This window comes from Acinetobacter sp. S-1, assembly GCF_059579785.1.
Map to the genome: position 1 here is coordinate 1,956,386 of NZ_CM184207.1, position 15,275 is coordinate 1,971,660.

Annotated in this window: 13 protein-coding genes; 5 read left to right on the top strand and 8 right to left on the bottom strand. The window is 38.9% G+C overall.

The window, feature by feature from the left end; translation table 11 throughout:
* Positions 1-42: 42 nt before the first annotated feature.
* Together AC52J8_RS09340 and AC52J8_RS09345 are read left to right on the top strand one after the other, a co-directional pair.
* A complete protein-coding gene (locus AC52J8_RS09340) occupies positions 43-1,314 on the top strand; it encodes a sigma-54 interaction domain-containing protein (protein ID WP_086398999.1) in 1,272 nt (423 codons plus the stop codon).
* Between the two features lie 69 nt (positions 1,315-1,383).
* Complete coding sequence (locus AC52J8_RS09345; RefSeq protein WP_000637010.1) at positions 1,384-2,295, top strand: bestrophin family protein; 912 nt, start codon at positions 1,384-1,386, stop codon at positions 2,293-2,295.
* A gap of 47 nt (positions 2,296-2,342) precedes the next feature.
* On the opposite strand, the gene AC52J8_RS09350 is transcribed toward AC52J8_RS09345, so the two are convergent.
* The 6 genes from AC52J8_RS09350 to AC52J8_RS09375 are packed head-to-tail and all read right to left on the bottom strand — an operon-like array spanning position 2,343 to position 9,189.
* Positions 2,343-3,401, bottom strand: a complete 1,059-nt coding sequence (locus tag AC52J8_RS09350) for a 2,3-butanediol dehydrogenase (protein ID WP_000642319.1) — start codon at positions 3,399-3,401, stop codon at positions 2,343-2,345.
* Between the two features lie 29 nt (positions 3,402-3,430).
* On the bottom strand, positions 3,431-4,216 hold the full coding sequence (locus tag AC52J8_RS09355; protein WP_032057475.1) for an acetoin reductase: 786 nt from the start codon (positions 4,214-4,216) through the stop codon (positions 3,431-3,433).
* A 26-nt stretch (positions 4,217-4,242) separates the two neighbouring features.
* On the bottom strand, positions 4,243-5,646 hold the full coding sequence (gene lpdA / locus AC52J8_RS09360; protein ID WP_086398998.1) for a dihydrolipoyl dehydrogenase: 1,404 nt from the start codon (positions 5,644-5,646) through the stop codon (positions 4,243-4,245).
* A gap of 10 nt (positions 5,647-5,656) precedes the next feature.
* Complete coding sequence (locus AC52J8_RS09365; RefSeq protein ID WP_086398997.1) at positions 5,657-7,192, bottom strand: dihydrolipoamide acetyltransferase family protein; 1,536 nt, start codon at positions 7,190-7,192, stop codon at positions 5,657-5,659.
* 1 nt (position 7,193) lies between these two features.
* Positions 7,194-8,213, bottom strand: a complete 1,020-nt coding sequence (locus AC52J8_RS09370; protein ID WP_086398996.1) for an alpha-ketoacid dehydrogenase subunit beta — start codon at positions 8,211-8,213, stop codon at positions 7,194-7,196.
* A gap of 13 nt (positions 8,214-8,226) precedes the next feature.
* Complete coding sequence (locus AC52J8_RS09375; protein ID WP_001177517.1) at positions 8,227-9,189, bottom strand: thiamine pyrophosphate-dependent dehydrogenase E1 component subunit alpha; 963 nt, start codon at positions 9,187-9,189, stop codon at positions 8,227-8,229.
* A gap of 362 nt (positions 9,190-9,551) precedes the next feature.
* Between AC52J8_RS09375 and lipA the strand changes: the two genes are divergently transcribed.
* Entirely contained in the window at positions 9,552-10,538 is a 987-nt protein-coding gene (gene lipA, locus AC52J8_RS09380; RefSeq protein WP_032003587.1) for a lipoyl synthase, read from the top strand.
* Positions 10,539-10,694: 156 nt separating this feature from the next.
* On the top strand, positions 10,695-11,834 hold the full coding sequence (locus tag AC52J8_RS09385; protein WP_069119330.1) for a transcriptional regulator: 1,140 nt from the start codon (positions 10,695-10,697) through the stop codon (positions 11,832-11,834).
* 48 nt (positions 11,835-11,882) lie between these two features.
* Here AC52J8_RS09385 and AC52J8_RS09390 read toward each other — a convergent pair whose 3' ends face one another.
* Positions 11,883-12,635: an iron-containing redox enzyme family protein gene (locus tag AC52J8_RS09390; RefSeq protein ID WP_002113940.1), complete on the bottom strand. Its 753-nt coding sequence runs from the start codon at positions 12,633-12,635 to the stop codon at positions 11,883-11,885.
* A 320-nt stretch (positions 12,636-12,955) separates the two neighbouring features.
* On the opposite strand from AC52J8_RS09390, the gene AC52J8_RS09395 reads away from it, so the two are divergent.
* Positions 12,956-14,185, top strand: a complete 1,230-nt coding sequence (locus tag AC52J8_RS09395) for a GGDEF domain-containing protein (RefSeq protein WP_017386898.1) — start codon at positions 12,956-12,958, stop codon at positions 14,183-14,185.
* Between the two features lie 242 nt (positions 14,186-14,427).
* Here AC52J8_RS09395 and AC52J8_RS09400 read toward each other — a convergent pair whose 3' ends face one another.
* Positions 14,428-15,144 (bottom strand): hypothetical protein, encoded by a 717-nt coding sequence (locus tag AC52J8_RS09400; protein ID WP_017401713.1) that lies wholly within the window; start codon positions 15,142-15,144, stop codon positions 14,428-14,430.
* Positions 15,145-15,275: the final 131 nt, after the last annotated feature.

Here is a 15,275-nt window from a genome sequence, read left to right on the forward strand (position 1 = left end):
AACTCAAGTATGTTTCAATGAAACGATTGTGAAACATATAAAATGGCAAAGCTAAATTTTGAGTCAGAACAAGATTTTTTTATTTTATTTGAGCAATTAAAAGCTTTATTCCCAAATGCGAGTCTGTTTTTAGCAGACACAACTACTCAAGCAATTCACTATAAATTTAATACAGACGATATTTCTGTAGAGAGCATGGCAGCACTTACTCAAGACCATCATAATCAGTATCTTGAAATCAATACTCCTAAAATGAGAAAGCGATTCATCTATCAGGAAAATGATATTTACATCGCAGAGCATCGCATTATCGGGAAATTGCATATTCTACAGCCCGTTAGCATAGAGAATGATATTGCTGATCAAGTAGAGCTAACAGAACAATTGCAAGACTTGGCTAAAGTTTTCAATAGCTGTTCACCAGAAATGGCCCGTATGTTTTCAATTATTCAAAGGGTGGCAATTACTGAGTTTCCAGTGCTCGTCCGCGGCGAATCTGGTAGTGGGAAAGAACTTGTAGCACAAGCAATTCATGATTATAGCCAACGTAAAAATAAGATTTTTGTAGCGATTAACTGTGCTGCTTTAAATTCTAATATTTTAGAAAGTGAACTCTTTGGGCATGTGAAAGGTGCTTTTACGGGAGCAATTCGTGACCATAAAGGTGTGTTTGAACGTGCCGCTGGTGGAACGCTGTTTCTAGATGAAATTGCCGAGATTCCCTTAGAGCTTCAAGCTAAATTATTACGGGTGTTAGAAACGGGTGAATTTACTCCTGTAGGTGGTGAAAAACCGATTCAAGCCAATGTCCGAATTATTACCGCAACACATAAAGCTTTACGCGAAGAAGCCAAAGCTGGGCGTTTCCGTCATGATTTGCTCTACCGTTTGCGTGTGATTCCAATTTTTATACCACCACTCAGAGAGCGAAAAGTTGATATTCCACTGATTGTCGATCAAATTTTAAAAGAAAGCTCCACTCAACTCGACACCATGCCTCGCCATGTTAATCAAAAAGCCATGCAAGTTTTATTGAACTATGACTGGCCGGGAAATGTTCGTGAACTAAAAAATACTCTGCTTTATGCGTTAACCATGGCAAATGGTAAGGATGAAATTGAAGTCGAAGACTTACCAAATGAACTCTTAAATGCTGAAGATTACGTTAAATTGCCTGAGACAAATACAGAACTTACCCCTGAAAATCTACAAGCTGCTTTAGAAAAATATAATCATAACCTAAATATGGTTGCTAATATTTTTGGTATTAGCCGTACAACGCTTTGGCGATACAGACAAAAGCACAAGCTTTAGTTAGGTATTTAGCTCGTCTAAGGCGTATCATATTGCACTTGGTTAGGTTCATTAGTTCAAAGGCTTTATATGATTGTTCGTGATAAAAGCAATGTATTTAAACTTTTATTTGCTTGGAAAGGAACAATTTTACCGAAGGTCTTGCCAGCACTGAGTTTTGTTGTACTTATTTCAGCATGTGTAGTCTGGCTTTCCTATTATCATTGGATTCAAATCCCTACCGTACCCGCGATTGGATTTACAATCTTCGGCGTGATTCTTTCGATTTGTACAGGTTTTAGAAATAACGCATGTTATGACCGATGGTGGGAAGGTCGCAAGCTCTGGGGGGCTTTAATTGCCAATGCCAGACATATTGTTAGAGACAGCCATGTTTTATCTAATGAACAACGTGAACATTTAATTCATCAGGTCTTAATTTTTAGTAACTTGTTGCGTGATCGACTGCGTCAACAAACAGTCGAACCCACAAAATTTCTTGAACATGCCTATTTAAATAATTCTTCACTTAATTATTTAAATGAGCATATTAATGCCCCTCAGTTTGTACTCGAAAATATTCAAAAAGATTTAGTTAAAATACTAAAAGACGGCGAAATTAGTGACATTATCTATAGCACCTTAAATCGACATATTGTTGAGCTAGGCAATATCCAAGCAGGTTGTGACCGAATTGCTGGTACGCCTTTGCCCTACTCATATTCAGTACTTTTGCACCGTGCTGTTTATTGTTTCTGTTTTATATTACCGTTTAGCCTTGAAGCAGCTTTAGGTATATGGACACCACTTATTGTCGGCTTAATCGCTTATATGTTTTTAGGTTTAGATGCCTTAAGTGCTCAAATTGAAGAACCTTTTGGTTTGCAAGAAAATGATTTACCGCTCGATTCAATTGTACGTTTAATTGAACGAGAGTCTTTAAGTTCATTAGGACAACCATTACCCCCTATTATTGAAGCTCAAAACAACAATTTACTTTAATAAAAAAGAGCGAATCATCGCTCTTTTTTATAGGATTAAGTATCTATTTATGGATGTACGATAATCTTAACGGCTGACTCATTGTTATGAATTAAGGTTTCAAAACCTTGTGAAATCAAATCATCAAGTTGAATGCGCTGCGTAATAAAAGGTTCAAGATTTATTTTACCTTCTTCGACCAGTTTAATGGTTTCTTGATGGTCATTTACATAGGCAATTGTGCCTCGTACATCAAGCTCTTTCATCACCACACTATGCACATTAATCGATGCTGGATGGCTCCAAATCGAAACGATAACTATGACGCCTGTTGGTTTCACTGCCGCAACCAAGGTATCTAGCACCTTGTTAACGCTACTACATTCAAACGCGACATCGACACCATCGCCATTAGTAATTTTCATGACCTCAGAAACAACATCAACTTCTGACGGGTCTAAAATATAATCTGCAACACCCGACTCTTTGGCTTTTTCTTTACGTTTTGCACTTAGCTCGGTAATGATGACCTTAAGCCCTTTCGCTTTTAAAATTGCCGAAAGCAATAAACCAATTGGGCCGGCTCCGCCAACCAGTGCAATGTCACCAGCCTTTGCACCACTGCGCACATAGGCATGATGACCTACCGATAACGGTTCAATTAAGGCCGCCTGATCCAGTGGAATTTTATTGGAAATTGGATGCACCCAACGGCGTTTAACCGCAATTTTCTCCGATAAGCCACCGCCACGACCGCCTAAACCAATAAAGTTCATATTTTTGGAAAGATGATAATTATCGCCCGGTCCAGTCGGCACATCATCAGCCACAATATAAGGCTCTACGACTACATGCTGACCAATTTCAATATCATCAACACCTTCACCTACTGCATAAACCACACCTGAAAACTCATGTCCCATAGTAATCGGCGCAGATTCGCCTGAAATAGGATGCGGATGCCCACACGGTGGAATAAAAATTGGCCCTTCCATAAATTCGTGCAAATCTGTACCACAGATTCCACACCAAGCCACCTTGATACCTACAGTGCCGGGAGTGACTTCTGGTTCAGGGATATCTTCAATACGAATATCGCCTCTGTCATAAAAACGTGCTGCTTTCATTATTATCTCCCTCAAATCAGGATGTTGTTTTAGCGATAGACAATTCCGCCGTCTGTTAAAATGGATTGACCCGTAATATAGTCCGAATCTTCACTTGCCAGAAAAGCAACTAATGCTGCTACATCGTCTGGTGTTTGGGCTCTACCTAAAGCAATACCTTCCACATACTTTTTATAAGTTTCACCAATTGCGGCACTGGTAATTTCAGCAAAACGTTTATCGATTTCAACCCACATATCAGTTCCGACAATTCCGGGGCAATATCCATTTACCGTAATACCGTGACTGGCATATTCTTTTGCCGCAGCTTGGGTAAGTGCTCGTACCGCAAATTTGGTTGCCGAGTAAATACCGAGTAAAGCAAACCCATCGTGGCCTGCAATTGAACAAGCATTAATGATTTTTCCTTTATGTTGACGTTGCTTAAATTTTGCAGCAGCAGCCTGTATTCCCCACAGCACGCCGCCAATATTAATATCAACAATTTTTTGGAATTCATCAGGTGTGATATCCGCAATCGCTTGTACTTGTGCAATTCCAGCGTTATTAATCATGACATCAAACCCACCAAGTGTCTGCTCAGCATGATTTATAGCGGCATACACTTGCTCGCGGTCACTTACATTAGCAATAAATGTACTCGCATTTACACCTAAAGCCTGAATTTCCTGCTGCACATCGTTCAGTCGATCTTGTTTCATATCAACTAATGCAATATGTGCCCCTTCTTGCGCCAAGCGCAGGGCAATCCCACGGCCAATGCCTTGAGCTGCCCCAGTCACTAAAACGACTTTATTTTTTAATCCCTTAACCATGTTCAACTCCTGTAAATGTAGAATTTCTACATATGAATCGCTCGTTGCATTGAGGCCAAAATGGACTCATGCATGGCTTCTGATAAGGTTGGATGTGGGAAAATCACTTGAGCTAAACTTTCATCAGTTGCTTCCAGATATTTGGCAATGGCAAAGCCTTGGATATGTTCAGTCACTTCATGGCCTACCATATGTGCACCAAGTAATTCACCCGTTTCTGCATGTACCACCGTTTTAACGAAACCTGACGCATCTCCAATTGCTAAAGCTTTACCATTTGCAGTTAAAGAAAACTTGCCAATACGTATAGGTAGATTCTTAGCTTTTGCTGCATTTTCCGTTAAACCAATACTCGCCACTTGTGGATGTGTAAAAATACAACCAGGTATCTGGCTACGGTCGAGTGAATGGACGTTTGCCACACCAGCGATTTTCTCGACACATATCATGGCTTCATGGCTTGCTTTATGAGCGAGACACGGCGCTCCAGCAACATCACCAATGGCATAAAGCCCTGCTACGTTGGTTTTACAATAGTCATCAATTGCCACAAAACCTTGTGGATTGAGTTCTACACCTAAACGTTCTAGTCCTAGCCCTGTGGTATTCGGCTGTACACCAATTGCCGAAAGCACGCGGTCAAAAACAAGCGTTTGAACATCATTTGCCGTTTCAACCACACAGTGGACTTGCTCATTTTCAATCTGAATACTTTGAACGACAGCATCGGTTAAGACTCTCATACCTTTTTGTTCAAATTGTTTTCTGACAAATTGGGCAACTTCCACATCTTCAGTAGGTAAAATTTGTTTAGCCAAATCAATAAGGGTCACCTGACATCCCAAATCTTGATAAAGGCTAGCAAACTCACTACCAATTGCACCTGAACCTACAACCAGTAAACTTTTCGGTAACTGCTCTGGAACAAGCGCTTCTTTATAGCTCCAGACATATGTTCCATCGACAGGAAGTTGAGGAACATGTCGGGCTTTAGCTCCAGTTGCCAAAATGATATGTGGTGCACTCAAATTCTGACTATTACCTTGAGCATCGGTCACTTCAATTTTTTCTTTCGCTGTAAGTTGAGCGCGACCATTAAAAACCGTCACCTGATTCTTTTTCAACAAGTAATCGATGCCTTGTACTAATTGAGCTGACACTTGTCGGCTATGTTGCACAAGCTTTTGAATATCAAAATCGAGTTGGGATACCTGAAAACCAAACTGTCCAGCATGTTTAAACTGGGTTGCGAGCTCTGCCCCTGCAAGCAAAGCTTTGGTTGGAATACAGCCCCAATTTAGACAAATTCCGCCTAAATGTCGCTCTTCTACAATTGCGGTTTTTAACCCGAGCTGGGCTGCACGAATTGCAGCCACATACCCACCCGGTCCCGCGCCAATCACAATTAAATCAAATTGAGCTTCTGACATGCGGGTTCTCCTACACCAAAATTAAAGCAGGGTTTTCAACAAACTGCTTAAAGCTGGCCAAGAATTTCGCCCCAACTGCACCATCAATGACTCGGTGATCGCATGACAACGTCGCTGTGACAATCTCACGAACCACTACATTGCCATTTTCGACAACAGCGCGAGATTCCGAAGCACCTAATGCCATAATTGCACCTTGCGGTGGGTTAATAATGGCATCGAACTGTTTAATGCCTAACATTCCTAAATTTGAAATGCTAAAGCTGCCCCCCTGAAACTCATCAGGTTGTAACTTGCCAGTCTTAGCACGCGTTGCCAAATCACGCATGTCATCGGAAATTTGTGCTAAAGACTTCTGATTTGCTGCTTTTACAATGGGTGTAATTAAACCGTTTGGAATCGCTACGGCCACCGAAATATCCGCTTGAGAGAACTGTAAAATTGATTGAGTCACCTCATCAAATTGAACATTCACTTCAGGTACTTTAATCAGTGCCGCCGCCGCTGCCTTAATTAGCATGTCATTAATAGAAAGTTTCACTTGTGGAACAGTCTCATTAATCTGCTTACGTAGTTTTTGCAAAGCTTCTACGTTGAGATCGACCACTAAGCGGAAATGCGGTGCGTTACGTTTTGCAGCCTGTAACCGTGAAGCAATCGCTTTACGCATCCCATTCATCGCCACCGTCGTAACGGTTGATTGTGGTTGAGCTGCACATTGCAGAGGTTGTTCATTTAATGGCGTTGGGTTATTACGATAGTAAACTGCCTCAACATCTTCTTTACAGACACGGCCACGAGTACCTGAAACACGGCAATCATTTAGGTTAATGCCCCACTGCTTTGCTAAACGACGTGCTACAGGCGTTGCTAAAACTTGGCTATCATCGGCCGTAGATTTAACCACTTTAGCTTGAGTTTGCTGCTTAACATCAGGCCATTGACCACCAGCAACCTGTACAGCCTTCTGGATGTCTTGAACACTAATACGTCCTTCACGACCAGAACCTGTGACTTTTGCCAAGTTTACATTGTGTTTTTCTGCAAGCTTCAAGGCATGCGGCGTTGCAAACAACTCATCAGATGTTTGATAGCCTTGTAATGACTCTGGTACAGCGTAGTCATCTTTCGCTACCTTTACAGGAACTGGAGCGCTAGCTGTTGAAGTCTGTGGTTGTTCTGCTTTTTCAGCAACAGGTGCAGATGTTTCCGCTTTACTTTGCTCCGAAGGTGCTTCAAGTGCTTGAGCTGCTGAACCACCTAGTGATGCGATAAACCTTTCAATTTCTGCATCAGAAACTTCACTATCAGCACATACGGCAATAAGACCACCAACAGGTAAAGTATCACCATCTTTCGCTAAAATTTTACGGAGCGTTCCAGCAAAAGGCGCTTCTAACACATTAACAATTTTTGTGGTTTCAATTTCACAAATTTCATCGCCTTTATTAAAGCTATCACCCTCTTTAATCAACCATTGGGCGATCGTGCCTTCTTCCATGGATAATCCCCATTTTGGGATCTCCAGCGTTTTAATTTCGCTCATCCTAAGCCTCCAATGTTTTTCGCACAGCTTGCTCAATACGCTCTACACTTGGAATCCATTCTTTTTCTAAAACTGGAGAGAATGGAACAGGCGTATGTGGTGGCATTACAAGTTCAACAGGTGCTTTCAAATAGTGGAAACCTTTTTGGGCGATTAGTGCAGCAACATCATGTCCAAAACCACAACGTGCAGCTGATTCATCGACAATAACCACACGCCCAGTCGACGCAACAGACTCTAAAATTCCTTCTTCATCCAGAGGTGAAATTGTACGAGGGTCTACCACTTCAACCGAAATACCATCTTTTGCCAATTTGTCTGCCACTTCATTAGCACGATGTACCATCAAGCCTAAAGCAATAATGGTCACGTCTGTCCCTTCACGGGTGTAATTTGCTACACCAAAAGGAATAGTATAGGCATCATCTGGAACTTCGCCTTTAATGTCATAGAGCATTTTATGCTCACAGAACACTACTGGGTCGTCATCACGAATAGCCTGAATTAGTAGCCCTTTCACATCATATGGGCTAGATGGAACCACAACTTTTAAGCCCGGAACCGCGGCAAATACGTTATATGGTGACTGAGAATGCTGGGCTGCCGCAGAAAAACCTGCGCCAATCATGCCACGTACAACCATTGGCGCTTTTGCTTTTCCGCCAAACATATAACGGAATTTAGCGGCTTGGTTATAGAGCATGTCATGACACACGCCATAGAAGTCCATAAACATTAGATCTGCAACAGGACGTAAACCTGTTGCAGCAGCACCAGCGGCCATACCGATAATTGCAGACTCAGTAATTGGGGTATCAATAACACGTTCCGAACCAAACTCTGTCCATAAACCTTTGGTTACGCCCAATACACCACCGAAACCTTCTAACTGGTTTTCTTCAGTGTTTTTACCGCCGTGCCCACCACGAACATCTTCACCAACAACAAATACGGTTGGATCACGGCGCATTTCTGATTCAATGGCTTCTTTAATTGCATTACGAAAACTTTTATTTGGCATCTTTACTATTCCTTTAGTAAGAGACATAGACGTCAGTAAGGAGTTGTTCTGGTTTTGGATAAGCCGCAGCACGAGCTTTAGCAACGGCATCATCAACATTTGCCTTAGAAGCTGCATCAATCTCGTCTAGTTTGGCTTCATCAATTTTGCCTTTGACTTTTTCGCGGAAAATTTTCAAAGGATCTTTATTTTCTTTGATGAACTCGACTTCTTCTTTAGAACGAATCAAGCCAGGGTCACCTTCGAAGTGGCCATAAAAACGGTTTGTAATGGTTTCAATAACACTCGGACCTTCACCACGACGTGCACGTTCAATGGCAGTTTGAGCGGCTTCATAGACGGCAAAGAAATCGGTACCATCAACTTTAACTGCAGGTAAACCAAAACCTGCGGCACGACCAGCAATGTCTTTGCTTCCTACTGCGTAATCATGCCCTGTTCCTTCACCAAAGCCGTTATTTTCGAAAACGAAAATTACTGGAAGTTTAAGTACAACAGCCATATTCATCGCTTCAAAAGTAAGGCCTTGGTTTGAGCCACCGTCACCTGTAAAAGACAGTCCGACCCCACCAGTCTTTAAGGTTTTCGCTGTCAACGCCGCACCAATTGCTAAAGGAGGTCCACCACCCACAATCCCATTGGCACCGAGCATACCTTTATCTAAATCGGCAATATGCATAGAACCGCCTTTTCCACGGCATAGCCCGTCATCTTTACCGAAAATTTCCAGCATCATGGCGTGAATGTCACAACCTTTTGCAATACAGTGTCCATGTCCACGGTGTGTTGAAGTGATATAGTCTTTGTCGGTTAAATTTTCACAAATCCCGACTGCTACAGCTTCTTCACCACTGTATAAGTGAATAAAGCCAGGAATATCACCATTGGTATTTTCTTCGTGAAGTCGATCCTCAAATTCACGAATATCGCGCATGCGTTTATATGCTGCGAGTAATTGCTCTTCCGTTAATTGCATATCCTTTTCCTTTATTATCTTGATTATTAAAAATCAACCAAGTTTCAGCGAGAGTTATATATTTCGCTATAAATAATAAAGCTCAATTTAATTTAATATGCTATTAGACTAAAAAGTTTTAAATGGTTTTTATGGATATTATTTTTTATTTTTCAAAAACTTGTACAGCAAAAATAAAATTAAAAAATTTTAATACATTTCATTGGCTTGTGAAACAAACCTTTAACCAACCTTTATTAATTTATAATATTAGCTGTGTACTACGCTCATTAATAAACTCTATGTCCTTTATTTAAATTATAAGGATTTTTATTATATAGAGTCTAGTTAAATATTATTTAATATAAAATGGAATTTTATATATGGACTTAAAAAGGCAAATAGAAACTGGTATTAAATTAAGAGGAGCGGATAAAGTTGCTCGCATTCCGATTAAAATTTTACCTACAGAAGAGTTACCGACTAAACCTGACTGGATTAGAGCCAAAATAACCGATTTTGAAGAAATTAACCGCATAAAAAATTTGTTACGCCAACAGAAGTTACACAGTGTTTGCGAAGAAGCGGCGTGTCCAAATTTACCGGAATGTTTTGGTGGAGGTACGGCAACATTTATGATTATGGGCGATATTTGTACTCGTCGCTGCCCATTTTGTGATGTCGCTCATGGTCGCCCAAAACCGCTAGATGAAGATGAACCTAAGCATTTGGCAGAAACAGTCGCAAATCTAAACTTAAAGTATGTCGTGATTACCTCTGTAGACCGCGACGATCTACATGATGGCGGTGCTGCACATTTTGTAAAGTGTATTGAAGAAATTAGAAAACATTGTCCAGAAACATTGATTGAGATTTTAGTACCAGATTTTCGCGGTCGTTTAGAGACAGCGCTTTCAACTCTAAGCTTATCTCCTCCAGATGTGTTTAACCATAATATTGAGACAGTTCCTCGTTTATATAAAGCGATGCGCCCCGGTTCAGATTATCAACATTCGCTTGAGTTACTTAAACGCTTTAAAGCATATTGTCCCGATATCAAAACCAAGTCTGGCCTGATGGTTGGATTAGGAGAAATAGAGGCTGAAGTGCTTGCCCTACTCAACGATTTAAAAGACTATCAAGTCGATCTTGTCACGATTGGTCAATATCTTCAGCCTTCAAAATCACATGCGCCTATTCATCGGTTTGTAAATTTACAAGAATTTGAACGATATACCCGACACGGTAAGCGATTAGGTTTTAAAAATATTTGGAGTGCACCTATGGTTCGTTCTAGCTATTTTGCTGATCGACAATATTTCGGAGAAGAAGTGCCAAAGCCTTTCAGCCGACAAGATGTCTTATCTTAATGATTAGGCAATTAACAAAACTTATCCAATAGGATAATGGTCAAGACTTATAAAATTATTTAAGGTAAGGAAATAACTAGGAAATAGTCACAATAAGAAAGTTATAACTGTTGAGCGGCTACGGATACGCCATTTCAATGATAAAGGAATTTCGATATGGATATGTCAGAACAATTATCATCGCCTTTAATAGACACTAGTCCGTCCTTATTTCGGTCGGAATCCTCATCTCATTCTAAACAATTAGGAAAAAAACCATCACTTGACCTTGAAGCAGCACCTTTGTTTGATCTGGGTGAGGAATGGGAACACTCATTATTTGGTCGTTCGATTCACGAGTGCCATCGCAACTTAATGCATATTGCCGAAGATGCCGATATGGCCATTGGTGTGACTGATCCTCATGGTACTCTACTTTGGACATGGAGTAGTCACCCTATGCGCTCATCGGCTGAGCAAGTACACTTTGTTGAAGGTGGCCAGTGGTCTACTCAGGCTGTAGGCCAAAATGCCATTGGTTTAGCATTAAATACACATTCTGCAAGCTGTGTTTACTCACATGAAAACCAAATGAATAGTGTCAGAGACTGGGTCTGTTATGCTGCCCCAATAACTGATGCAAATACAGGTCAGTTTTATGGAATTATGAATTTATCGACTAAATATCAAAAACATAATTCACTTGGAGTTTTAGCAGTAGAGCGTTGTGCTGACATTGTTAAACAAGCAATTCAGCTTCATCAGAAAAATATCTTATATATTAAAGCCTTCGGTACTCCTAAAGTTCAATATAACCAACACAGCCTTACATTGACTCAACGTCAAATTGAGATTCTGTGCATTCTAACCCTTTGTCCCGAAGGGATTAATCTTGAAGAACTTCACTATGCTTTATATGGTGATCGGCCTGTAAGTACCACCACTTTAAAAGCAGAACTTTCTCAACTCAGAAACTTAATACCCGACGTTATCGAGTCACGACCATATAGACTCAACTGCGAAATTCAATGTGATTTTTTAATGGCCGAACAAGCCTTAAACCTAGGTTTTACATCAACTACGCTTACACTCTATAGAGGAAGTTTCTTAGCTAAATCAGAAAGTCCTTTTTTATGCGCATGGAGAGATTGTTTTGACGCTCGTTTGAGTCATGTGATTTATCAAATTGAAGATATTGATCAATTATTGCGAGTAGTCAGTCGTGTACCAGACCGTGTAGATGCTGTTGAACGTTTACTTGAATTATTACCCGAAGAAACACCTTATCGAACTAAACTCTTAAAGTTGCTCGAATAAAATAAAAGGGAGAATATCCACACGATATTCTCCCTTTTTAAGGCTAGATCAAGCAGAGGCTTGAAGTTGTACCCTATAGCAGTCGTCCAAAGCTAATTCATAATATCGCAGCCCTTCTTCAGCAGCATGAAATGCTTTTTGCTGCCAGTCAGGACGGTCATTACATAAGCGCTTAATCAACTCCATAGCTTCATATGGATGAAGATCATCGTAATGTGCATGAGCGCGCAACCAAGCTAAAGAACGTTTATCAATCGTGACTTCAGGATGATTAGTATAGGTATGAATACCTTTATACACCTGAATAGACCAATCTCCAGTTGCCCATTCAATCGCCAAATTTGTTGCAGCCAGACATTCTGCCAAATTGCCTCGATGACTCATATTCCATAGAAAATGATTTACAGCATTCATAGCAGCTGGTGGTCGTACATGATCAAGTTCTTCAACTGTTAAGCCAAAACCTCCAGCCCAATCGCGATACCATTTTAAGTGTCGCTCTTCTACCTTAATATTTTGAATTAACCAATCTCGCGCTTCAGTAACTCCCGGTTCAGAAAATCCAGTCGCTTTCCCCAATGCTCCAGCCATATATGACGGGAAATGGGCGACTAATGGATAGAAATTAAGTAAAGCATAACGGAAACTATCTAGGCTCAATCCCCCATTGGCCATTTCCGTAAAAAACGGATGTTTACTCACCCGTTCTTTAGCTGGTAACAGGTCGTCCCAGAACCGTTGTGACCATCCATTATGCGGCGTAATTTCTAAATTCATTCCATATTGATTTAGAGCAGTCATTGCTAATTTTCCTATTTATATGACAGCAATCATCTGTATTTCACGCTATAAGTCTATCCGAAAATGATAAAGATACAATCGTTAATCGACCATTTGTAACTTTTTTCGATGGATTGGGGAACTTTAGATAATTATTAGGCTAATCATTGAAATGTCGTGATTTTTATCACATTTAACATAGATAAAAATCATTACTTTTTTAAAAAATCTGTATTATTATTTTGAATAAACCACACATTATATAATCAATATTTTTAGATGGAACTTTACTTAAAATAAGTCTCATTTTATGACAACTTCCAATATAGAGAGCATTAATTATGAAGTTGCAGGGTTCCAATATATTGGGACAGGAACAAATAGATTTATTAACCACACGAGGATTAAACTTTGTATGGTTTCCAAAGCAGCTTGAAACGATTTATCGTTTTCAATACCAAAATGGTGCTGCCTATGAGTTCCGCTACAGAGCGCCTATTATTTTAATATTATATATATTTTTAAGCTTTGGTATATATCAAGTTTTACCAAGTGAACAAGTTTTATCCTGGTTTAGCTATTATTCTTGGGTTGGTGTAATTGTTCTTATCGCTTGGATTTTATCATTTATTAAAAAATTAAATCAGTATTTTGATTATTATGTAGGAGTTGGCTCGGCTTTAGCGGTAGCAATTACTTTTATTTTAATTAACGTTATTGAGAATGGACAAGATAATGTTCTTTTTCATGCTGCGATGATGTATGCAATCGTTATTATTTATGGTGCTGTTGGTATGCGCTTTTATACCGCCATATTTGCTGGATGGATGGGGGGGCTGGTTGGAATTTTAGTAAGCAACTACTTAAATGGTGTGATCGACTGGACGTTCTTAAACCGAACTTACACTTTTAGTAGTTTTTTGGGAATGACCCTCGCCTATGCAACGGACCGTCAACATCGAGAAAACTATTTACAAAACTGTATGATTGAGCTGAACCGCATTGAGCTCATGCAACAAGCGCAGCAGTTATCCTTACTTTCTCAGCAAGATGCACTTACTGGTTTAGCCAATCGACGTTATCTAGATGAAACCTTGGATAATGAATGGCGCCGTGCATTACGACATGAAACCCCACTCACTATTATGATGGTCGATATCGATTATTTTAAAGCCTACAATGATACGCTAGGACATCTCAAAGGTGATGAATGTTTAAAAGAAATCGCTATTGCTATTTCTTCTATTGCTGCTCGTAGTGGAGATTTAGTTGCTCGTTATGGTGGTGAAGAGTTTTTACTACTATTTCCAATGACAAATTCTCAGCAAGCTTTGATACAAGTCGAACGTTTAATGAATGCGATTAATAAAATTGCGATTAAACACCCATGTAGTGATGTTTCACCACATGTCACTATTAGTGTAGGCGTTGCGACCACAATTCCACGTCTAAACGATTCTATTTCTGCTTTTGTTGCACGAGCAGATCATGCATTATATAAAGCAAAAACCAATGGACGTAATCAATATAAGATTGCTGTAAATGAAGAACAAATTGTAGATTTGACTTAAAATGGAAAATAACTATTGAGGATAACTTTTGGCTATTGATTACATTATTTGCTTTTAATATTATTTTTTTGAATTAAAATAATGAAAGAATTCTCTATTTAGCTTTTCCATCCGTGGTAAAGCTAAAATGTAATCTAGATTTAATATGTACTAGATATTGTTGTTTAGTTCTTAATATTAAATTAAGAATGGTTTAGTTAAGATTAAAACATACCTACTCTAATCTAAAAAATTCCAGTTCATCAGAATTCTCCTTTTAACTTCTTCCAAAGTTTATTTATAAAATAGAGCAATAAGTTTTGCTCCATCCTTGGAGGTGTTGTCTGAACAACTTCATTTGAAAACGGCAATATCGAGACAATATTCTCATGTATCGTTTCATAGTTCGGATAAGCCTCTTTTTTAATAATCTCTATAATTTTTTGTATTTCATCTACAGATAAGTTCAAGAATTTTTTAATTTCTTGGACTGTCTTTGATTCAATAGATAATAAAGCACAAACTCTAGTGACATTAACAATCTGCTCTGCATGAATATTTTTAAAGTTTGGATAACAAACAAGTTTGTATAGAATTTTTGTCTCAAACGGATCTGTAGCAGTTATATTTTCTATTCGTTCTCGATAAGATTTTTTAAAATATTCATTATTTTCAATTTCTAATAAAATTTTTAAAAGCTCCTGATACCTTAAGGGCCTTTTTAATCCATATTGATAACCTTTTAAAAGCTCAGGGTTATTACTTAATACAATTTTAATTTTTTTAGGAATAAGAATATTTGTATAGCCACTGTCTAAATCAATAATATATATATCTGGATTATCATCACTATATATCCAGTTTTCAGATAGCTGAGAGGATAAAGATAAGTCATGAATAACTTTTATCATTGCCTCTAAGTTTTTAGGCAATAGTTTATCCTTTGACATACAGCCAATTCTATATGTACATTGATTCATTGATATTTCCCCAATTTCAATGATGACTTTGAAAATTATTTGTTTAAAGTAATAAAATTTAAATATGTAATAAACTTATATAAAACTAATTTGAATAAAATTAGTTTTAAGATATAAATATCTTGAGTAAG